Here is a 19,416-nt window from a genome sequence, read left to right as displayed (position 1 = left end):
GAGCTGTCCGTCCCTTGATTTTTATAATTATAGGAGTATACTATGAAACGCGAACTCGGAATAGCCAGATGCGGACTGGCTTGCTGCCTGTGCTCTGAAAATGTTGAATGTAAAGGCTGCAAACGTGACGGTTTTCTTGATCTTTCATGGTGCAAGGACGCAGAATGGTGCGTTAACAGAAAATGCGTAATTGAAAAGAACATAAACGGCTGCTATGAGTGTGAACCTAAAGACTGCCGCAAAGGTTTATATGCGGATAAAATTAAAGCTCGCGCTTTTGCGGAATATGCAAGAAGATTTGGCGTAGATGAGCTTCTGGACTGTCTTGAAAAAAATGAAAAAGCAGGTATTGTTTACCACAGAGAGGGCATTATCGGCGATTATGACGATTTCGACGACATCGAAGCCCTGATACGTTTTATTCAAACAGGCAATCGCTGATTCATAATATGAGAATTATCATAAAGTCGCTCTATCTGTGCGTTAGAGACATGGAAAGAGCTATAAAGTTCTACGAGGAGCTTTTTGAGCAGAAAGTAACCGAAAAAGACGATGTTTACAGCGTTTTCGATGTAAACGGTTTTCGATTGGGCTTATTTGCCTATGAAAAGAAGAATGAACTGCACACTTTCGGCAGCAACTGCCTGCCAAGTATCAGCGTTAAAAGTATTGACTGCCTGAATGAAAAGCTTAACGGAAAAGAGATATGCTTTCCTGTAACCCGTATTGGAAACAACTGGGTGGCTGAATTTGTTGATTCAGAGGGGAATCACATAGAAATCACCGCACCTGCAAAGTAAAATGAAAGGAGAAACGATATGTCTGCACCTTTAGCCGATAAAATACGCCCGAAAACTCTTGCCGACGTGGTCGGTCAGGAGCATATACTCGCAGAAGGCAAGCCGCTCCGCCGAATAATTGAAAGCGGAACAGTTCCCAACATGATATTCTATGGTCCGTCGGGAGTCGGTAAGACCACTGTTGCCCGTATTATTGCCGAAAACTGCGGTATGTCGCTGTATAAACTCAATGGTACCAATGCTTCGCTGTCCGATATCAAGGACGTTGTTGCCGATATTGGTACATTCGGCAGCGAAAACGGCATTCTCCTCTACCTTGACGAGATACAGTACCTCAACAAAAAGCAGCAGCAGAGTCTCCTTGAATACATCGAAAACGGTGATATCACTCTTATTGCTTCTACTACTGAAAATCCATATTTCGCCGTTTATAATGCCGTTATCAGCCGAAGTACCGTATTCGAGTTCAAACCTGTTACCGCAGAACAACTCATACCCGCCATAAAACGAGCCTTTCGCATAATGTCCGAGGAAAACGGCTATGAGGTCGTAGCTTCAGATGATATCATAACCAAGATCGCGTACAGCTGCGGCGGAGATGTACGAAAAGCTATGAATACTGCGGAGCTTGCCGTTGTATGCGGTGAAGCCTCCGACGGAAAGGTAACTGTTACCGAAGATTCCCTTGAAGTTCTCGCACAGCGCAGTAATATGCGCTATGACCGCGACGGCGACCAGCATTACGATATACTCTCAGCGTTCCATAAATCTGTCCGCGGCTCTGATGAAAATGCGGCGCTCCACTATGCGGCTCGCCTTATTTCGGCAGGCGATATTATCTCTCTGTGCAGGCGTATGCTCTGCATTGCCTCCGAGGACGTCGGTCTCGCCTACCCTATGGCTGTACCGATAGTAAAGGCTTGTGTGGATTCAGCATTGCAGCTGGGACTTCCCGAAGCTAAGCTGCCTATTGCAGAAGCTATCATACTCATGGCTACCGCTCCCAAATCAAACAGCGCCTGCATGGCTATAGATGCAGCACTTGATGACTTGAACAGCTGCGACGCTCTTGATTTTCCACGTCACTTGCAGAACGTTCACTTTGACGGCAAAGGCGCAAAGGTCGTTGGCCAGCATTATCTCTATCCTCATAACTTCCCCGACCATTACGTCAAGCAGCAGTATCTCCCAGACGCTATCGCAGACCATGTATATTATAAATTCGGCGATAACAAGCAGGAGCAGGCTGCATACCAGTACAGGCAGAAGATACTGGAAAAACATGATAAATAGACCTATCCGCAGTTCATACTGCGGATATTTTATTGTCAAGATACCTAATTTCATAAGCTAAAACTGGAATTATTTGGTATTGACAAAACACACAAAAAATGTTATAGTAATTAAGTAGAATACAATTGTTCACCACTGGCGGACGATTTAACAATAACTTATAAGGTGATTTCTTTATGGATAACAAATCACAGCTTATTGTTGCCGATGCAAATATTCTTCCCGAGGTCTTTACAAAAGTCCTTGAAGTAAAAAAGCTTATGGCGCAGAAAGGCGAAAAGAGCTTCGCCTCAGCCTGCAAACGTATCGGCATTTCACGAAGCGCTTATTATAAGTACAAGGACAGCGTTTTTTCATATGAGGAACTCTTTAACCGCAAGATAGTCAATATGTATCTTCTCCTCAGCGACAGTCCCGGAGTACTTTCAAGTGCGCTTGTTTTTCTTCATGATCTGAATGCAAATATCCTTACCGTTAATCAGAGCATTCCTGTTGACGGAGCTGCTGCGGTAAATATTTCACTCAGACTCACAGGCGAATCAAATGATGAACTCGCCAAGCTCAATTCAATTACTGAACTCGACGGAGTTTTAGAGGTAAAAATACTCTCTGCCGAGTAATTTACGGAGGTTTCTTTTATGTCAGCTAAATTTGCAGTTTTAGGTCACGGTGTAGTAGGTTCGGGCGTTGTTGAGCTCTTCTACAAGAACAGAAAGAGCATCGAAAAGCACGCAGGAACTGAAATGGATATCAAGTATATCCTCGATCTCAGAGATTTTCCTGAGTCCCCTTACGCTGACAAGTTTACCAAAAACTTTGACGATATACTTAATGACGATGAGGTCGTTTCCGTTGCAGAGTGCATGGGCGGCGTTGAGCCTGCTTTCACTTTTGTAAAGGCTTGTCTCGAAAAAGGCAAGAGCGTTTCAACATCAAACAAAGAGCTCGTTGCTGAAAAAGGCGATATCCTTCTCCAGACAGCAAAAGAGCACAACTGCAACTTCTTCTTTGAAGCAAGCGTTGGCGGTGCTATTCCGATAATCCGTCCTCTTCACAGATGCCTTGCAGCTAATGATATCACAAAGGTAGCAGGTATCCTCAACGGCACAACAAACTTCATTCTCACAAAGATGTACAATGATAATATGCCTTTTGCAGAGGCTCTCAAGCTTGCTCAGGAGCTTGGCTACGCCGAAAAGGATCCAACAGCCGATATCGAAGGTCACGACGCCTGCCGCAAAATATGCATTATCTCTTCACTCGTTTTCGGCAAGCACGTTTATCCTAAGAGCGTTTACACAAAGGGTATCACAGACATTCAGCTCGGCGATGTTGAAGCTTCTGATGTTCTCGGCTACGCTATCAAGCTCATTGCCTGCGTTTCAAAGCAGGATAACGGCAAGATACTCCCCTCTGTTATGCCTATGCTGGTATCATATGACAGCATTATGTCAGGCGTAAACGATGTTTTCAATGCAGTTCTGGTTTACGGCGACGGTATTGATCAGACAATGTTCTACGGCAGAGGCGCAGGTAAGCTGCCAACCGCAAGTGCTGTTATGGGCGATGTTATCGAAGCTGTAAAGCACAAGGTAACTGTGTTCTCTCAGTCATGGGAGTCATCTTTCGACAATTCATTCGTTGACAGCATTGACAATTTCTCATCCCGCTGGTACTTCCGCGTTCCAAGCGGCTCTGAGATAAACGGCGTTGAAGTCTATAACAATGAGAACGGTCTTTCATATGTAACAAACAAAAAGCTTACATTTGCAGAGGCAAAGACTAAGGCTGCTGAGCTTGGCGCTCTCGCTTATCTGCCTGTACTTGAATAATAGAATAATCACCGATACTTCCGATAATCCTCGGAAGTATCTTTTTTAGGAGTAGAAAATGTCTTATCTTATATCAGACAAGTATAAAGAATGGGAAAAACTCTGCGAGCAGCGATTCCGAAAGCTGAAACAGAATGAAGAAAAGCTTAACAGCTTTTTCATCGACCTGTATGATGTTGCAGACGAACTTGATCCACAGGTCAATGATTCGGATATAACTGTCAGGCGTGCAGAACTTCAGAGGGAGATAAAAAGCCTTATCAGCTATGCTGTTGGCTGTATATTCGGACGCTACTCTCTCGACAGAGAAGGACTGTGCTTTGCAGGCGGCAAGTGGGACAGCTCTGCATATAAGACAATTATCCCCTGCCATGACAATATCATGACTGTAAACGATATGGAAAACGGCTTGACAGCTGCGGTGATAGATTTTATAGAGAAAGTCTACGGCAGCGATACTCTTGAAGAAAACCTTGATTTTATCGCTGAAGCTCTCGGAAACAGCTCGGACTCTCGCAAAACTCTCCATGATTACCTGCAAAAGAGCTTCTTTGCAGACCATTCCAAGGTATATAAGAATCGCCCTATTTACTGGCAGTTCACTTCGGGGAGAAAAGGAGCATTTCGTGCAGTGATGTATATTCATCGCTATGATGAAGACTTGCTGTCAGTTCTTGAAAAAGAATATGCACTCCCCTATCAGGCTAAGCTAAAAGATGAACTTCACAAGCTAAGTGAAGAATACATCGCTGCAAAAGGCGTAGAAAAAACTAAATTGCGACGTGATATTTCGCGTATGCAGACTCTGCTTCTTGAAATGAAGGGATTTCTGCAAAGGCTTCATCAAATGGCAGAAAATCATATAAAACTCGATCTTGATGACGGTGTAAAAGCCAACTATGAAAAGCTGAAAGATATACTTGTTTAAAAAAATTCTCCCTATGGGAGAATTTTTTTTGAAAAAGTACTTGACAAACCTGTCATATCTGTGTATACTGTATATATACAGTACGAAAGGAGAGCACAGATGAACATCTTTATCGACAATAGAAGCGGTGCGCCAATTTACGATCAGATCTATAGTCAGATAAAAAATCAGATAATCAGCGGAACGCTTGCGGCAAACGAACCTCTTCCTTCCATAAGGAATCTGGCAAAAGACCTGCGGATTAGCGTCATAACCACTAAAAGAGCTTATGACGAGCTTGAACGCGAAGGCTTCATTTATACACTGCCTGCTAAAGGCTGCTTCGTAGCAGCTCAGAATACTGAACTGCTTAAAGAACATAATCTGAAAAAAATCGAAGAACACATTATGGAGATAAAAAATCTTGCAGCTGCCTGTCAGCTGTCAAAAAATGATATGATCGAAATGATAAATATCATATATGAACAGGAGTGATCTTATGAACGCTATTGAAATAAAAAATCTCACCAAAAAATATAAAGGCTTTACTCTGAACAATATCTCATTTGATCTGCCAAACGGCTGCATTATGGGACTTATCGGCGAAAACGGAGCAGGCAAAAGCACCACTATACGCTCTATTCTCGGTATGACAAAACCCGACAACGGCAGTATCAGTATCCTCGGTCAGACTCTTTCCGCGCAGCTTAAAGAGGATATCGGCGTTGTTCTTGACGAGGTCGGTATGCCTGCTTCACTTAATATCAAGGATATAAACAAGATAATGAAGAATATGTATAAGAATTGGGACGAAAAGGTATTTTTCGGCTATATTGATTCATTTTCACTCCCAACTGATAAAAAGTTCAGCGATTTCTCAAAGGGTATGAAAATGAAACTCGGTATCGCTGTCGCTCTTTCCCATAACGCAAAGCTTCTCATACTCGATGAGCCTACAAGCGGTCTTGATCCCCTTGTAAGAGACGAGATAATCGACATTCTCAACGATTTTACACGAGATGAAGATCACTCAATACTTATATCTTCTCATATAGTAAGCGACCTCGAAAAGCTTTGCGATTACATTGCTTTTATGCACAACGGAAATCTCATGCTCTGCGAAGAAAAAGACGCTCTTCTCGAAAAATACCGCTTCATAAATCTTACCGAGCAGCAGCTCTCAGAGCTTGATCCTGCTGCAATAAAAGGCAAAAAAGTCGGCAAATTCAGCGTTGAAGCTATTGCAGATGTTGAGAAAATACCGTCAACATTCAATTCATCGCCTGTTACGATAGAGGACCTTTTCGTATTCATGGCTAAGGAGGAAAAGTAAATGAAAGGCTTACTTATAAAAGAAATGATAACAAACTTCAAAAATAATAAATTTTCTCTTATTATAATACCTGTATTTGCTGTCGTCGGACTTCTCAACAAGCAGAGTATGTTCCTCATGCTGATACCTATGCTGCTTTCAATGCTGCCTCTCGGACAGATGTCATACGATGAGATGAGCCACTGGGACAAATATATTTACTGTATGCCCGTAAACAAAAAGACTATCGTATCCTCGAGATATATCTCCGTAGCTATAATGTCCCTTATTTCAGCTGTATTTATTGCTGTAATGATGCTCGCCGTTAATTATAAATCCCCTACAGTTTTCAGAGAAATGCTTTCTATGTCTGTCATAGCACTTCTTTTGGGAGCTCTTGTTCCATGTGTATCACTGCCGATAAACTATAAATTCGGCACAACAAAGGGCAGAATAGTATATCTCGTAATCATCGGACTTATCTGCGGTATCTTACCTCCGATCATTCTTTCCGATTCAAGCAAAATAACAGAAAAAACTGCAAAGCTTTTCAGCAATACAGGTCTGTTTTGCACAGCAGCTATCGGAGTACTTGCAGTAATGCTGCTGATATCATGGTTTATCTCAGTTAAAATATACGAATCAAAAGAGGCATAAATAAAAAGCGACAGGCTAAAACCTGTCGCTTTTGTTATACTGTTGCGTAAAGATTTGTTTCCCATGCAGGAATGTAAAGCTGATGTCTTATATACAGCTTATATGCAGGATTAAGCTTCTTTATCAGCAATGGGAGCTCAAATATATCCTCGTTCCTGTGGTAAAGTGACACCATCATTTTAGGAGCATAATGAGATATGGTTCTTGCCGCTCCCCATATAGCTTCACGTTCAAAGCCTTCAACGTCCATTTTGATTATAGTTGCAGGCTTCTTGGCAAGGATACTGTCAACGGAAAGCGCTCCTATCATATTCTCGGACTCTGCTGTTATAGCAGACTGTCTGCCTGCTTTAGCAGCAAAAGGGAGCTCCGTGTCTGTACACCATGCCGCCGAATTATAAGCATAAACATGAGACATACCGTCTATGAATTTAGCAAGCTTCTTGAAGTTCTTCTTATCAGGCTCAAGCGCATATATCGAAGCATATCTGCCCTGAGTGAATTCTAAAAGCTCCTTTATTGTATCGCCGTTATATGCGCCGAGGTCAACGTATATCTCGTTGAGATTCGGCTTGATTATTCTCTTGTATATATCTGATTTAGAGGTAGTTACAGCGGAAAGATAATCTATTTTGCCGCTTATCTTGAAGTTAATGATATTTGCGTATACTTTGCGCGAATAATCATCAGCAAGACTGTCGTAGACTTGCTGTATCTTATCCTCGTTCTCCATGCAGTACTCATAGGTGAAAAGCCCTCTTCCCACTACAGGAACATCAGGTACATAAAGAGTATGCTTTGAAGCTATCTCCTGTACCTTGTCGACTATCTCCTGATAGCCTGCCGCAAAAGCAAGAACTACAACAAAGTCGTCGACTGCTTCCTCTATCTCGGAAAGCTTATGGACTCTGTAGCCCTCAAAGGAGTGACCGCGTACAAAATCATCACTGGCGAAGATACCTGCTACCGTTATATGCTTGTCACGGAAAACGGACATTATCTTTAATGCACCGTCGCCCATTCCATAGATGAATATGGGACGTTCTTCCGCCTTCAGTCTGTCCCAGCTGGATTGTTTTTCAGTTATAAACGAGAGCATTGTCCCTATCACCTCTTTAATCAATAATCCCCGTCGTGATACTGCGTATCATCAAAATCATCATCATGGTCACAATGCGAGTGCATACTCATCATATCTCTTCCTCTGATACCATACTTGTCGCGCATGATATTGAGATACTTGTCAATAAGCTCTGAAACCTTTCTGACGTTCTTGACACAGTGTACTTCCTTTGAGGGAGTATCGGCGTCGCGGCTGTAGATTATTATAGTTCCGCAGTTGAATAAACGCTGGAAGAAAGGATATTTCACCTTTTTATCGGTTATCTTGTAAAGGTCTATCTCGTCTTCGTCGATATTGAAAAAACCTGTTCTGGTAATGAACTTTGTCTCTGTGAGATAGTAGCGTGTAAAAGTAAGAGGCAGTCCGAAAAGTGAGCGTTTTTTATCTGTCCATACATAATCAAATGCATTTTTTTTCATAGCATGATCCTCCAATCCTTATCTGACAAACCTTAGTATTACTATTTTAACACATATTGCACCGATAGTCAACTATCTTACCTTATAAAACTATATTTGCAACAAATTGAAGAAGCCATATATATTTCTTTTGCACAAAAGAATCTTATTTTTTTCTCAAAAATCGAAAAAAACTCTTTACAAAGTCTTTTTTATATGGTATAATATTATCACCGTGTACTTGGTTCGGGGCTTGACCTCGATTTTCACCTCCCACTGAGTTGACGGAATATTTTATTTAAGAGGTGCTTCAAATGTTATTGAAGGATGAAAAGACAGCCGTTATTGAGGCTAACAGAACACACGAAAAGGACACAGGTTCTCCTGAGGTTCAGATCGCTATTCTTACAAGAAGAATCAACGATCTCACAAACCACCTCAAGGAGCACAAGAACGACCACCACTCAAGAAGAGGTCTTCTCAAGATGGTTGGTCACAGACGTAACCTTCTCGGATATCTCAAGAAGAAGGATATCGAAAGATACCGTGCTATCGTTGAGAAGCTCGGTCTCCGTAAGTAATTACAAATGTGAAAGAAGGCAGTGGGGTTCTATGCCCTTCTGCCTTTACGTCTATCAGAGTGCAGGGATTAGAAGTCAGAGGTAAGGGCTATGAAGCTGATATATCGTGCTTTTACCTCTAACTTCTAAAAGCTCTCCTCTGATAAATATTATAAAATTGGAGGCATATTAAAGATGTTTGAAAACTACAGAACCTTTGAAACAACCTATGCAGGCAGACCTCTCGTTGTTGAGACAGGCAAGACCTGCGGTCTTGCAAACGGCTCCTGCTGGGTAAGATACGGCGAGACTGTTGTAATGGCAAATGTTACTGCAAGTGCAAAGCCAAGAGAGGGCGTTGACTTCTTCCCTCTTTCAGTTGACTACGAGGAAAGACTCTACTCAGTAGGCAGGATCCCAGGCTCATTCACAAAGCGCGAGGGCAAGCCTTCCGAAAAGGCTATCCTTACTTCACGCTGTGTTGACAGACCTATCCGTCCTCTGTTCCCTAAGGACATGAGAAACGACGTTTCTGTTGTTATGACTGTACTTGCTGTAGAGCCTGACAACTCACCTGAAATTGCAGGTATGATAGCTACTTCTATCGCTATCTCTATTTCCGATATTCCATGGAACGGTCCTATCGCAGGCATCAACGTTGGTCTTGTTGACGGCGAGATCGTTCTCAATCCTACTCTTGAGCAGAGAGCTAAGACAGACCTTACTCTTACAGTTGCAGGTACTGCTGAAAAGATCGTTATGATCGAGGCAGGCGCTAACGAAGTTCCCGAGGACACAATGCTGGAAGCTATCCTCAAAGGACACGAAGAGATCAAGAAAATGGTAGCTTTCATCAGCGATATACGCGCTCAGATCGGTAAGCCAAAGTTCACATTCGAGTCAATGGAAGTTGACCACGATATGTTTGACGCTATCGAAGCATTTGCTTCTGACCGCGTTAAGTTTGCTCTCGATACAAACGACAAGAATGTCCGTGACGAGAGACTTGCTCCTATCGTTGACGATATCCACGCTAACTTCGATGAGAAGTACCCTGAGCAGATCGCTATGATCGACGAGTGCATCTACAAGCTCCAGAAGAAGATAGTTCGTGCATGGCTCTATGAGGGCAAGCGTGTTGACGGACGTGGTATCGACGAGATTCGTCCTCTGGCAGCAGAGGTAGGCGTTCTCCCGAGAGTACACGGTTCAGGTCTCTTTACAAGAGGTCAGACACAGGTCCTCACTATCGCTACACTCGGTCCTGTAAGCGACGCTCAGAAGATAGACGGTCTCGACGAGGAAGACTCCAAGAGATATATGCACCAGTACAACTTCCCAAGCTACTCTGTTGGTGAGACAAAGCCAAGCAGAGGTCCGGGACGCCGCGAGATCGGTCACGGTGCTCTTGCTGAAAGAGCTCTTGCTCCTGTTATCCCTCCTGTTGAGGAATTCCCATATGCACTGAGACTGGTTTCAGAGGTTCTTTCCTCTAACGGCTCCACATCACAGGGCTCTATCTGCGGTTCTACACTTGCTCTTATGGACGCAGGCGTACCGATAAAGGCTCCTGTTGCAGGTATCTCCTGCGGACTTATCACACTTCCCGACAGTGACGACTTCATGACAATGGTCGACATTCAGGGACTTGAGGACTTCTTCGGCGATATGGACTTCAAGGTTGGCGGTACTCACAAGGGTATCACAGCTATTCAGGTAGATATCAAGGTCGACGGTCTTACACCTGCGATCATCAAGGAAGCATTCGAGAAGACAAGAAAGGCTCGTCTCTATATCCTTGACGAGATCATGCTCAAGGCTATCCCTGAGAGCAGACCTACTGTTAATAAGTACGCTCCTAAGATGCTCCAGACCAAGATCCCAGTTGATAAGATCCGTGAAGTTATCGGTCAGGGCGGCAAGGTTATCCAGAAGATATCTGCTGACTGCGATGTTAAGATCGACATCAGTGATGATGGTAATGTATTTATCAGCGGTATTGACGGAGATAACGCAAACAAGGCTCTCCAGATAATCCATACAATCGCTAACGATCCTGAGGTAGGTGCTATCTACAAGGGCAAGGTAGTAAGAATTATGGACTTCGGCGCATTCGTTGAGATCGCTCCCGGTAAGGACGGACTTGTTCACATCTCCAAGCTCGATAAGCAGAGAGTTGAAAAGGTAGAGGACGTTGTTTCTATCGGTGACGAGATCGTTGTTAAGGTAACAGAGATCGACCGTCAGGGCAGAATCAATCTCTCACGCAAGGACGCTCTTGCTGATATTGAAGCAAAGAAGAACAACTAAGTTTTATAAAGCTCCATGTGACAGCACATGGAGCTTTTTTACAGAAAAAAAATCAAGGCGGTCAATATGACCGCCTTTGTTGTATCAGTGAAAATTATGACTCTGTTTGAGCACCATATCCTTTACTTTCATAAGTGAAGTTGTGGTGCTTCTTTCGTTTTCAGAAAGCTTCATGGTGATAAACTTGATAGTTTCCTCATAGTCAGGTATCATTATATGCTCCAGCGCATTAACACGGCGGCGAGTTTTTTCTATCTCGTCAGCCATGAGCTGACAAGCCTTCTCCACCTCAGCAAGTCTTATCATCTTCGGAAAAACACTGCTGAGAGCGCTAACCGCGCCGTCAAGGTCAATAGACGTGAACGCCATACCGTATGAGTAGATATCATTGGTATCACCTGAGCGGTACTTTGGCTTGAACTCGGGAATATATACACTCATTACGTTTTTCTCGGAAACTTCAAGCTCGACCTCCTGCTTCGGAAGCATAAGAGCTGTTTCAAGCACCTCTCTCTGCATTACAGAACCTGCTACCGCCATATAACGGTTAGCCTCGGATATAGCCGCCTCTACTTCTGTTCTTAGCTGGCGGTTCTCCTTTATGAGTATCATGAACTGACGCATGAGCTCGTCACGCTTATCTTTAAGAAGCTTGTGGCCTCTTCGCGCAGAAGAGAGCTTCTTTTTAAGCTTGCTGAGCTCCATACGGGTGGGATTAACATTTAATCTTGCCAATCAGCTCACCTCATTTCTGAGTATCATAGTACTTGACCAGATATTCCTCTCTGATTCGGCGCAGCTCGCTTCTCGGGAGCATTTTCAGAAGCTCCCAGCCAATTGAAAGCGTATCCTCGATGCTTCTGTTGTTTTCAAAGCCCTGAGATACATATTTCTTCTCGAATTCGTCTGCAAATCTCGCATAAATAAGGTCCGTAGGAGTAAGAGCTGCCTCACCAAGTACGACCATGAGTTCCTTAGCGTCCTTGCCTCGTGCATAGGCAGAGAAGAGCTGGTTCATAGTGTCGGAGTGGTCGGCGCGAGTCTTGCCTTCACCGATACCCTTATCTTTAAGACGTGAAAGGGACGGAAGAACGTCTACAGGCGGATTGATACCCTTTCTGTAGAGCTCACGGGAGAGGATTATCTGTCCCTCTGTGATATATCCTGTAAGGTCGGGGATTGGGTGAGTTTTATCGTCCTCGGGCATGGTAAGGATAGGTATCATGGTGATACTTCCCTCTTTGCCCTCCTGACGGCCTGCACGCTCATAAATAGTAGCAAGGTCAGTATACATATATCCCGGATAACCGCGTCGTCCAGGAACTTCCTTACGTGCGGCAGATACCTCACGGAGAGCGTCTGCGTAGTTGGTAATATCAGTAAGGATAACAAGTACATGCATACCCTTCTCAAATGCAAGATACTCAGCGGCTGTAAGCGCCATTTTCGGAGTTGCAAGACGCTCGATAGCAGAGTCGTTAGCAAGGTTTATGAAAAGGACTGTTCTGTCAAGTGCTCCTGTACTCTTAAAGCTCTGTACAAAGTACTCAGACTCCTCAAAAGTAATACCCATAGCAGCAAATACAACGGCAAACTGCTCGTCTTTTCCGCGAACCTTAGCCTGTCTTGCTATCTGTGCAGCAAGCTGTGCATGAGGAAGTCCGCTTGCCGAGAAAATAGGCAGCTTCTGACCTCTTACAAGGGTGTTGAGTCCGTCTATAGCAGATACACCTGTTTGTATGAACTCCTGCGGATACTTTCTTGCAACAGGATTCATAGGAAGACCGTTTACGTCAAGTCGCATTTCAGGTATAAGCTCGGGACCGTCGTCGATAGGTCTGCCGAGACCGTCGAAAACTCGTCCCAGCATATCCTCGGATACGCCAAGCTCCATCTGGTGACCTGAGAATACTACACTGCTGTCCTGTAAGTTGATACCAGCAGCGTTCTCAAAAAGCTGAACAAGAGCATTCGAGCCGTCTATCTCAAGAACACGGCAGCGCCTTTTCTCGCCGTTTTTAAGTCTTATCTCAGCAAGCTCGCCGTAAGTTACATTCTCAACGTCCTTGACAAGCAGCAGAGGACCTGCCGCCTCTTCAATTGTTCTGTATTCTCTTGGCATTAGTCTTCCTCCTTGTCAAGCAGCTCGTTGAGCTCTGAGGATATCTCCACACTGAGCTTGTCAAATTCTGCGTCTGTTTTTTCTTCTTCGATATACTTGAAACGGCCTATCTTTTCTCTTACCTCAAGGTTTGCCACTGCTTCAACGTCAGCGCCCTTGGCAAGAACGTCAGCAGCCTCGTCATTGAAGTTAAGGATAAGCTTCATCATATAAAGCTGCTTTTTAAGGCTTGTATAGGTATCTACCTCATGGAAAGCCAGCTGATGCAGGAAGTCCTCACGGATAGAACGGGCAGTCTCCATTTTCAGTCGGTCATTAGGTGAAAGAGCGTCCATACCGATGAGCTTTACGATCTCCTTGAGCTCGGCTTCTTCATGGAGTATTTCCATAAATCTTGCACGGGACTTCATCCAGTCCTTGGATACGTTATTGTTATACCAGTCTGCAAGGGAATCAGCGTACAGCGAATAGCTGGTCAGCCAGTTTATTGCAGGGAAATGTCTCTGGTAAGCGAGGTTTGAATCAAGTCCCCAGAATACCTTTACGATACGAAGCGTAGCCTGTGATACAGGTTCTGAGATATCACCGCCGGGAGGCGATACCGCACCGATTACTGACAGTGCGCCTTCCCTGCCCTCTGTACCTGTGGAGATAACACGTCCTGCGCGCTCATAAAACTGAGCAAGACGGCTTCCGAGGTAAGCTGGATAGCCCTCATCACCTGGCATTTCTTCGAGACGGCCTGACATCTCACGGAGAGCCTCTGCCCAACGTGATGTAGAATCAGCCATAAGAGCTACAGAATAGCCCATATCACGATAATACTCAGCGATAGTGATACCTGTATATACAGAAGCCTCACGGGCTGCAACAGGCATATCCGAGGTATTAGCGATAAGAACTGTACGCTCCATAAGTGATTTTCCTGTATTCGGGTCAATAAGCTCAGGGAACTCGTTGAGAACATCTGTCATCTCATTTCCACGCTCACCGCAGCCGATATAAACGATGATGTCAGCCTCTGCCCACTTTGCCAGCTGATGCTGTGTAACTGTCTTACCGCTTCCGAAAGGTCCGGGGATAGCTGCAACACCGCCCTTTGCTATCGGGAACAGGCAGTCAATAACACGCTGACCTGTTACAAGTGGCATAGTCGGTGAAAGCTTCTTCTGATAAGGTCTGCCCTGACGAACAGGCCATTTCTGTATCAGTGAGAGCTCCTTTTCGCCCTTAGCTGTTTCAATGATACAAACAGTATCATCAGCGTGGAATTCGCCCTCTGATATTTTCTTGACAGTACCCTCCACACCATTTGGCACCATTATTTTATGGAGAACTATATCTGTCTCGGGAACTGTTCCTATAATATCTCCGCCTACGACCTTGTCTCCGACTTTCACTGAGGGAGTAAACTTCCATACGTTCTCTCTTTTAAGTGATGGAACCTCAACACCTCTTGCGAGATTATTTCCGCAGACCTTTCTTATAGCGTCAAGAGGACGCTGAATACCGTCGAAGATACTTCCGATAAGACCGGGACCGAGCTCAACGCTCATAGGCTCGCCTGTAGATTCTACAGCTTCGCCTGTGCCAAGTCCTGATGTTTCCTCGTAAACCTGTATTGAAGCACGGTCACCGTGCATTTCGATTATCTCGCCAATAAGACGCTTCTCACTAACGCGGACAACGTCAAACATATTGGCATCTCTCATGCCTTCGGCAACTACAAGCGGTCCTGATATTTTAACTACTGTACCTTTGCTGTTCATTTCTGCTTATCCGCCTCTTTCCTAATTTAATATATCGGAGCCAACAGCCTTTTCTACTGCTTCGTGAAGAGCTCTTATACCGTCACCTGTGTTGCCCTCTATGGCAGGTATCAGAACTATTGACGGAAGCTTGCTGCTCCGATATTTGTTTATTGTATCTTTCACAAGTGCAGCCGCAGGCTCGGTTATATATATAACTGCGAAGTCATTAGCTGCAAGTCTTGAAATAAGCTTGGTTATCTTTTCAGGCTCAGTCTCACGGAATACAGAAAGCCCAAGAGCCGCAAAGCCCGACACACTTGCGCTGTCGCCTATAACTGCTGCCTTATACATATAGCTTTCTCATCCTTTCCGTGATAGTTTCCTTGTCTGCGCCGAACTCCTTACATACTGAGAGAATGCGCAGGTTCTTTATTTCCGCTTCTTTAGCGATAAAATATGCCGCAAGAGGCTCCGAGCCGAATGCCTGCATACGCGCAGTCTCTGCAAGCTCCATGATAACGTCATCGCACCACTTTTCATACTGTGCCGCAGAGTCTTTCAGAAGCACTGCTGCGTCACTGTAAGCTGTACCCTCAAGATAACTAAAAAGCGATTCTGTGCCGCCAAGTGCAGCTCTTATTAGCTGTTCCTTATCAAGCTCACTGCTGCCGCATATGGCGCTTTCCATGAACTGAGCGTTTTTACCGAGTATACTGCACCTATAGGCAGTTTTTATATCAGCGCATACTGTCAGAAGCTCGGCATATTTCTGCATGAAGCTGCTGCCGCACTCCTCCGCACTTTTCTGCATAGCCTTCAGCGCCGCCATATCTATAAGTGAATCTGACAGTTGACCGTCCAGAGTCTGGGTTATGAGCTCATAAGCTTCTTCGGCTGTGCTCTGCATATAATTAGGGAGTTCATCATACTCCTTTGAATTTATAGCGTCAACGAGCGTCGAAAGCTCAACGTTTGACGGTTCGATATAATACTGCTTGGGCTCTCTGTTGGAGATTATAGCTTTCAGCACTGCTTTCAGATTATGAAAATCATTTCTGTAGAGCAGTATGGGGAGCTCTTTGCAGTCGGGAGCATATGCCCTGAGCATTGCCCACACATCGGAAAGGCTCTCACTGCTGCTTGAACCGCTTCTTGACTGTATAATAGATGATATCTCAGCTTTATTCCTTGAATTGATAAGCTGGTCAATATCAGTCTTTGTCAGCAAAGAATTTTCCATTGCTCTGACAGCACCCACGGCGTTTGCGTATTTTGTATCGTTCATGTTCTCACCTACCGAAAAGCGCTCTCGCAGCCGTATCTCTTATCTCATCCTTTTCGGATTCGATAATTGCACGGAAGCTGCAATTTTCCGAAATAAGTCCATAGCTTAGTATGAAACCGTCCTCGATATCGGCAGCTTCTTTTGAAAGAGTTATACTTCCGCCTTTTTTATTGATACTCTCGTTAAGCTTGCTCTCAAAATCCGCAGGTACTCTTGCAAGGTCCTTGCTGCATAATGACAGTACACCTTTTTCAGGCTGGCTGTGACGCTCTGCAAGCTTAATGATAAGCTGAAAATACTCATTATCAGGCAATGCCTTCAGCTTAGCAACGGTCTTTTCAATAGCTTCGTCAATAAGTCCTACCTTGCAGGCAAGAACTCGGCGCTTCATTTCTGCATCAGCGGAATTACAGGCGTTTTCGTAATCCTTTTCAGCCTGTTCCTTTGACCTGTGCATAAAATCTTCATAGGCTGTCTGAGCTTTTTTATCGCCCTCAGCCTTTATTGCGGCTGCTTTGCTTTTGGCAGCTTTCAAGATAAGCTCTTCTCCCTGCTGCTGCTGAGTTTCGATGAGGTTAAGAATCTCGTCAAGTCCTGACATATCCCCACCTCCGTCATACTGCGATGTTCAATATCATAAGAACTGATATAAGAAGTGCAAGGATAGCGTATGTCTCTACCATAGCAGCCATGATGATAGCCTTACCGTTGTGGTCTGGCTTCTTAGCTGTGATGCTTACACCTGCCGCAGCTGTTCTGCCCTGCATGATACCTGAGATAAGACCAACTACTGCGATAGGAAGTGAAGCTGCAAGGAATCCGAGTCCCTGCTGAACTGTGAGCTCAGCAGCGCCGCCGCCGAGAACACCTGTACGAAGAAGAATGAACATTGCTGCGATAAGTCCGTAAAGTCCCTGTGTACCCGGGAGAAGCTCAAGAACAAGCACCTTGCTGAATTTTGAAGGATCAACTGAAACTACTCCTGAAGCAGCCTCACCTACAAGGCTTACGCCCTTTGCAGAACCTATACCTGCTAAAAGTGCTGCAAGAGCAGCTCCTATAATTGCTAAAACTAAACCGTTAGTCATTTGAATTTTCCTCCTTGAATTTTATATACTTGGTATTTACAGTGAGCGGTGCAAATTCTCTTCCGCCGCCTGTGTAGAATTTACTGAAAAGCTCAACAAACTGTAGTCTGTCCGTATGAACATATGCACCCAGCAGATTTATTGCAAGGTTTGCTATATGTCCGACAACAAATACGATTATCAGAAGTATGAGCTTGAATACCTTATTTTCGGGCATTGTACCGATAAGGTTTATAACGCTGGCGATACTTCCTGTTGCAAGTCCGAGAGCAAGAAGTCTCGAATAGGAAAGGATATCACCAAAGTAGCCTGTAGCTGTATTGTAAAGGGCATACAGACCGCCGAAGAACTTGCCGAATATGGATTTTGACGTTCTTCCAGCCGTCAGAACAAGTATTATAACGCCTGCAAGAAGCATATATATGCCTGTTGTTTTAAGAACTTCCGGAACGGATATGAACATTCCTGCACCTAAAGGTGCAACGCCCAGAACTATAAGATAAATCGGCAGTGCGTCAAATATTGCGTCAAGCTTTTTGCCGCTGTCCCATGTCATCTTGAATGCCACGGCAACGCCGAGGAAAAGATGAAGTATTCCCAGTCCGAATGAGACCAGAAGAAGCTTTACAGGATCGGTAAGAGGCTCGAACCAAAGCGCAAGACTGCCTATCTCTTTATCGAAGAAGTTCCTTGCGACTACTTGTGCAATATCTCCGAACCAGCTTCCGAAAAGTGCTCCCCAGAACACTGTGGAAATACCGCAGTTTCGGAACATTGTCAGAGTTTTCTTCATACTTGTTTCAAGCTTGAATTTCTTCAAGGCAATGGTAGTTCCGATTATCATGAGGATTCCGTAACCTGCGTCGGATAACATCATTCCAAAGAACAGGTAATAGAAGAACGACATTACAGGCGTAGGATCGACATCGCCCTTGCCCGGCATCGCATACATCTTCGTTATGCCTTCTACAGGAGCGGAGAACTTGCTGTTTTCAAGCAAAACAGGAACATCGTCCTCATCTGTAGGATCGGTAAACGTTATAGCCGCTGTGTATTTGGCTTCGATCTCCTTTTTAAGGGATTCCGCATATTTCTCGGGGATATAGCCTGTCAGTACGAATGTACTCTCCGTGAAGCCAAGTCCGCTGAGGGCGTCATATTTTTCCTTTCGCATTTGCAGGTAATCAATAACAAACCGAAGCTGTTTTCGATTCTCCGAAAGCTTTTCTATGAAGCTCTTCGCGTCCTCTATCTTCTTTTCAAGCTTTTCCGCTTCTTCTTTATAAGAAGCTATCAAATCGTTCGGAGTCTTGCTTTCAGGTTCGGAAACCGTCGCAAAGGCGAGCTTTCGCAGCTTATCCCCTGCTTCTTCATAGGTATCCTTGCTGCATAGTATAAACAGATTTGTCTGCTCCTTTGAACCACTGACAACTTCGACGCTGCAATTATCGGGCAGTTGTTCTTCGAGCTCTTCTGATGTTATCTGGTACGGTAAAGTACCGATATACGCCGATGTTGAAGCCGTTCCCTTAAAATTCAGCGGAACGTCAAGAGGCGTCCACCTTTCAAGCATATCGCACTTTATCTCAAGCTGAGAAATACTTGCGTTGGATTCAGTAATGATACGCTGATTTTTGATAATTTCATTCGCAGCGGACATCACTTTTTCCATTTGCATAGCTTCTCTGCCGAATTCGTGCTTTTCGACCTCAGTCTTGCCGCTGAACATATCGGCTAATCCAACCTTTTCAGGGAAATAGCTGTCGATTATCTCCAGCGCCTGGACCGCAGTACTTCGGAACTTGTCAAATTCGCCAACAACAGCCGTAACATTGGTGTTTTCAAGCTCTTCATCATCATTTTTGGATATCTCGACCACACCTCGCCGCTGAAGCAGCTCTATAATTTTTTTACTGTCCGTGAGCATAGCAATAAGCTCGATCTTTTTCATTCTGAGCTTCGCCATATTTTACATCAC

General features: G+C 44.4%; 21 protein-coding genes. 11 read left to right on the top strand and 10 right to left on the bottom strand.

Annotated elements, in window-relative coordinates; all coding sequences use genetic code 11:
- The first annotated feature begins 42 nt into the window (after positions 1-42).
- The 9 genes from T497_RS0106715 to T497_RS0106670 all read left to right on the top strand — a co-directional run bounded on the left by T497_RS0106715 (position 43) and on the right by T497_RS0106670 (position 6,801).
- A complete protein-coding gene (locus T497_RS0106715; protein WP_024859728.1) occupies positions 43-441 on the top strand; it encodes a hypothetical protein in 399 nt (132 codons plus the stop codon).
- A gap of 8 nt (positions 442-449) precedes the next feature.
- Positions 450-800 (top strand): VOC family protein, encoded by a 351-nt coding sequence (locus tag T497_RS0106710; protein ID WP_028514958.1) that lies wholly within the window; start codon positions 450-452, stop codon positions 798-800.
- Positions 801-818: 18 nt separating this feature from the next.
- The gene (locus tag T497_RS0106705; protein ID WP_028514957.1) at positions 819-2,093 is read left to right on the top strand and encodes a replication-associated recombination protein A; all 1,275 of its coding nucleotides are present in this window, start codon (positions 819-821) and stop codon (positions 2,091-2,093) included.
- Positions 2,094-2,269: 176 nt separating this feature from the next.
- Complete coding sequence (locus tag T497_RS0106700; protein ID WP_028514956.1) at positions 2,270-2,713, top strand: ACT domain-containing protein; 444 nt, start codon at positions 2,270-2,272, stop codon at positions 2,711-2,713.
- 18 nt (positions 2,714-2,731) lie between these two features.
- Complete coding sequence (locus tag T497_RS0106695; protein ID WP_028514955.1) at positions 2,732-3,925, top strand: homoserine dehydrogenase; 1,194 nt, start codon at positions 2,732-2,734, stop codon at positions 3,923-3,925.
- 58 nt (positions 3,926-3,983) lie between these two features.
- The gene (locus T497_RS0106690; protein ID WP_028514954.1) at positions 3,984-4,853 is read left to right on the top strand and encodes a hypothetical protein; all 870 of its coding nucleotides are present in this window, start codon (positions 3,984-3,986) and stop codon (positions 4,851-4,853) included.
- Positions 4,854-4,952: 99 nt separating this feature from the next.
- On the top strand, positions 4,953-5,327 hold the full coding sequence (locus T497_RS0106685; RefSeq protein ID WP_028514953.1) for a GntR family transcriptional regulator: 375 nt from the start codon (positions 4,953-4,955) through the stop codon (positions 5,325-5,327).
- Positions 5,328-5,331: 4 nt separating this feature from the next.
- Positions 5,332-6,165: an ABC transporter ATP-binding protein gene (locus T497_RS0106680; RefSeq protein WP_028514952.1), complete on the top strand. Its 834-nt coding sequence runs from the start codon at positions 5,332-5,334 to the stop codon at positions 6,163-6,165.
- Positions 6,166-6,801, top strand: a complete 636-nt coding sequence (locus T497_RS0106670) for an ABC-2 transporter permease (protein WP_028514951.1) — start codon at positions 6,166-6,168, stop codon at positions 6,799-6,801.
- Positions 6,802-6,835: 34 nt separating this feature from the next.
- Here T497_RS0106670 and T497_RS0106665 read toward each other — a convergent pair whose 3' ends face one another.
- Both T497_RS0106665 and T497_RS0106660 read right to left on the bottom strand, forming a co-directional pair.
- A complete protein-coding gene (locus tag T497_RS0106665) occupies positions 6,836-7,900 on the bottom strand; it encodes an FkbM family methyltransferase (RefSeq protein ID WP_028514950.1) in 1,065 nt (354 codons plus the stop codon).
- A 20-nt stretch (positions 7,901-7,920) separates the two neighbouring features.
- Positions 7,921-8,343, bottom strand: a complete 423-nt coding sequence (locus T497_RS0106660) for a PH domain-containing protein (protein ID WP_028514949.1) — start codon at positions 8,341-8,343, stop codon at positions 7,921-7,923.
- Positions 8,344-8,636: 293 nt separating this feature from the next.
- On the opposite strand from T497_RS0106660, the gene rpsO reads away from it, so the two are divergent.
- Both rpsO and T497_RS0106650 read left to right on the top strand, forming a co-directional pair.
- Complete coding sequence (gene rpsO, locus T497_RS0106655; RefSeq protein ID WP_028514948.1) at positions 8,637-8,903, top strand: 30S ribosomal protein S15; 267 nt, start codon at positions 8,637-8,639, stop codon at positions 8,901-8,903.
- A gap of 174 nt (positions 8,904-9,077) precedes the next feature.
- Positions 9,078-11,192: a polyribonucleotide nucleotidyltransferase gene (locus tag T497_RS0106650; protein ID WP_028514947.1), complete on the top strand. Its 2,115-nt coding sequence runs from the start codon at positions 9,078-9,080 to the stop codon at positions 11,190-11,192.
- Positions 11,193-11,276: 84 nt separating this feature from the next.
- Here the strand turns inward: T497_RS0106650 and T497_RS0106645 are convergent, their stop codons facing one another.
- Genes T497_RS0106645 through T497_RS0106610 form a run of 8 tightly spaced genes read right to left on the bottom strand, consistent with a single transcriptional unit; the run spans position 11,277 to position 19,404 of the window.
- Positions 11,277-11,927, bottom strand: coding sequence for a V-type ATP synthase subunit D (locus tag T497_RS0106645; protein WP_028514946.1), 651 nt, complete (start codon positions 11,925-11,927; stop codon positions 11,277-11,279).
- A gap of 10 nt (positions 11,928-11,937) precedes the next feature.
- A complete protein-coding gene (locus T497_RS0106640) occupies positions 11,938-13,314 on the bottom strand; it encodes a V-type ATP synthase subunit B (RefSeq protein WP_028514945.1) in 1,377 nt (458 codons plus the stop codon).
- The gene (locus T497_RS0106635) at positions 13,314-15,083 is read right to left on the bottom strand and encodes a V-type ATP synthase subunit A (RefSeq protein WP_028514944.1); all 1,770 of its coding nucleotides are present in this window, start codon (positions 15,081-15,083) and stop codon (positions 13,314-13,316) included. Before T497_RS0106635 ends, T497_RS0106640 begins: the two co-directional genes overlap by 1 nt.
- A gap of 21 nt (positions 15,084-15,104) precedes the next feature.
- The gene (locus T497_RS0106630) at positions 15,105-15,416 is read right to left on the bottom strand and encodes a V-type ATP synthase subunit F (protein ID WP_028514943.1); all 312 of its coding nucleotides are present in this window, start codon (positions 15,414-15,416) and stop codon (positions 15,105-15,107) included.
- Positions 15,409-16,350, bottom strand: coding sequence for a V0D/AC39 family V-type ATPase subunit (locus T497_RS0106625; protein ID WP_028514942.1), 942 nt, complete (start codon positions 16,348-16,350; stop codon positions 15,409-15,411). Before T497_RS0106625 ends, T497_RS0106630 begins: the two co-directional genes overlap by 8 nt.
- Before the next feature lie 4 nt (positions 16,351-16,354).
- Positions 16,355-16,951, bottom strand: a complete 597-nt coding sequence (locus T497_RS0106620; RefSeq protein WP_028514941.1) for a V-type ATP synthase subunit E — start codon at positions 16,949-16,951, stop codon at positions 16,355-16,357.
- A gap of 13 nt (positions 16,952-16,964) precedes the next feature.
- Positions 16,965-17,438 (bottom strand): V-type ATP synthase subunit K, encoded by a 474-nt coding sequence (locus T497_RS0106615; protein ID WP_028514940.1) that lies wholly within the window; start codon positions 17,436-17,438, stop codon positions 16,965-16,967.
- On the bottom strand, positions 17,431-19,404 hold the full coding sequence (locus T497_RS0106610; RefSeq protein WP_028514939.1) for a V-type ATP synthase subunit I: 1,974 nt from the start codon (positions 19,402-19,404) through the stop codon (positions 17,431-17,433). The genes T497_RS0106615 and T497_RS0106610 overlap by 8 nt, the downstream gene beginning before the upstream one ends.
- Between the last annotated feature and the right edge of the window lie 12 nt (positions 19,405-19,416).

The organism is Ruminococcus flavefaciens MA2007, assembly GCF_000621845.1.
GTDB classification, from domain to species: Bacteria; Bacillota; Clostridia; order Oscillospirales; family Ruminococcaceae; genus Ruminococcus; species Ruminococcus flavefaciens_E.
The sequence above is the reverse complement of the archived record's forward strand: the minus strand, read 5'-3'. Positions and strand labels throughout refer to the sequence as shown.

Coding starts and splice junctions, on each gene's coding strand:
- T497_RS0106715 (WP_024859728.1), top strand. CDS start 43: ATGAAACGCGAACTCGGAATAGCCAGATGCGGACTGGCTTGCTGCCTG.
- T497_RS0106710 (WP_028514958.1), top strand. CDS start 450: ATGAGAATTATCATAAAGTCGCTCTATCTGTGCGTTAGAGACATGGAA.
- T497_RS0106705 (WP_028514957.1), top strand. CDS start 819: ATGTCTGCACCTTTAGCCGATAAAATACGCCCGAAAACTCTTGCCGAC.
- T497_RS0106700 (WP_028514956.1), top strand. CDS start 2,270: ATGGATAACAAATCACAGCTTATTGTTGCCGATGCAAATATTCTTCCC.
- T497_RS0106695 (WP_028514955.1), top strand. CDS start 2,732: ATGTCAGCTAAATTTGCAGTTTTAGGTCACGGTGTAGTAGGTTCGGGC.
- T497_RS0106690 (WP_028514954.1), top strand. CDS start 3,984: ATGTCTTATCTTATATCAGACAAGTATAAAGAATGGGAAAAACTCTGC.
- T497_RS0106685 (WP_028514953.1), top strand. CDS start 4,953: ATGAACATCTTTATCGACAATAGAAGCGGTGCGCCAATTTACGATCAG.
- T497_RS0106680 (WP_028514952.1), top strand. CDS start 5,332: ATGAACGCTATTGAAATAAAAAATCTCACCAAAAAATATAAAGGCTTT.
- T497_RS0106670 (WP_028514951.1), top strand. CDS start 6,166: ATGAAAGGCTTACTTATAAAAGAAATGATAACAAACTTCAAAAATAAT.
- T497_RS0106665 (WP_028514950.1), bottom strand. CDS start 7,900: ATGCTCTCGTTTATAACTGAAAAACAATCCAGCTGGGACAGACTGAAG.
- T497_RS0106660 (WP_028514949.1), bottom strand. CDS start 8,343: ATGAAAAAAAATGCATTTGATTATGTATGGACAGATAAAAAACGCTCA.
- rpsO (WP_028514948.1), top strand. CDS start 8,637: ATGTTATTGAAGGATGAAAAGACAGCCGTTATTGAGGCTAACAGAACA.
- T497_RS0106650 (WP_028514947.1), top strand. CDS start 9,078: ATGTTTGAAAACTACAGAACCTTTGAAACAACCTATGCAGGCAGACCT.
- T497_RS0106640 (WP_028514945.1), bottom strand. CDS start 13,314: ATGCCAAGAGAATACAGAACAATTGAAGAGGCGGCAGGTCCTCTGCTG.
- T497_RS0106635 (WP_028514944.1), bottom strand. CDS start 15,083: ATGAACAGCAAAGGTACAGTAGTTAAAATATCAGGACCGCTTGTAGTT.
- T497_RS0106630 (WP_028514943.1), bottom strand. CDS start 15,416: ATGTATAAGGCAGCAGTTATAGGCGACAGCGCAAGTGTGTCGGGCTTT.
- T497_RS0106625 (WP_028514942.1), bottom strand. CDS start 16,350: ATGAACGATACAAAATACGCAAACGCCGTGGGTGCTGTCAGAGCAATG.
- T497_RS0106620 (WP_028514941.1), bottom strand. CDS start 16,951: ATGTCAGGACTTGACGAGATTCTTAACCTCATCGAAACTCAGCAGCAG.
- T497_RS0106615 (WP_028514940.1), bottom strand. CDS start 17,438: ATGACTAACGGTTTAGTTTTAGCAATTATAGGAGCTGCTCTTGCAGCA.
- T497_RS0106610 (WP_028514939.1), bottom strand. CDS start 19,404: ATGGCGAAGCTCAGAATGAAAAAGATCGAGCTTATTGCTATGCTCACG.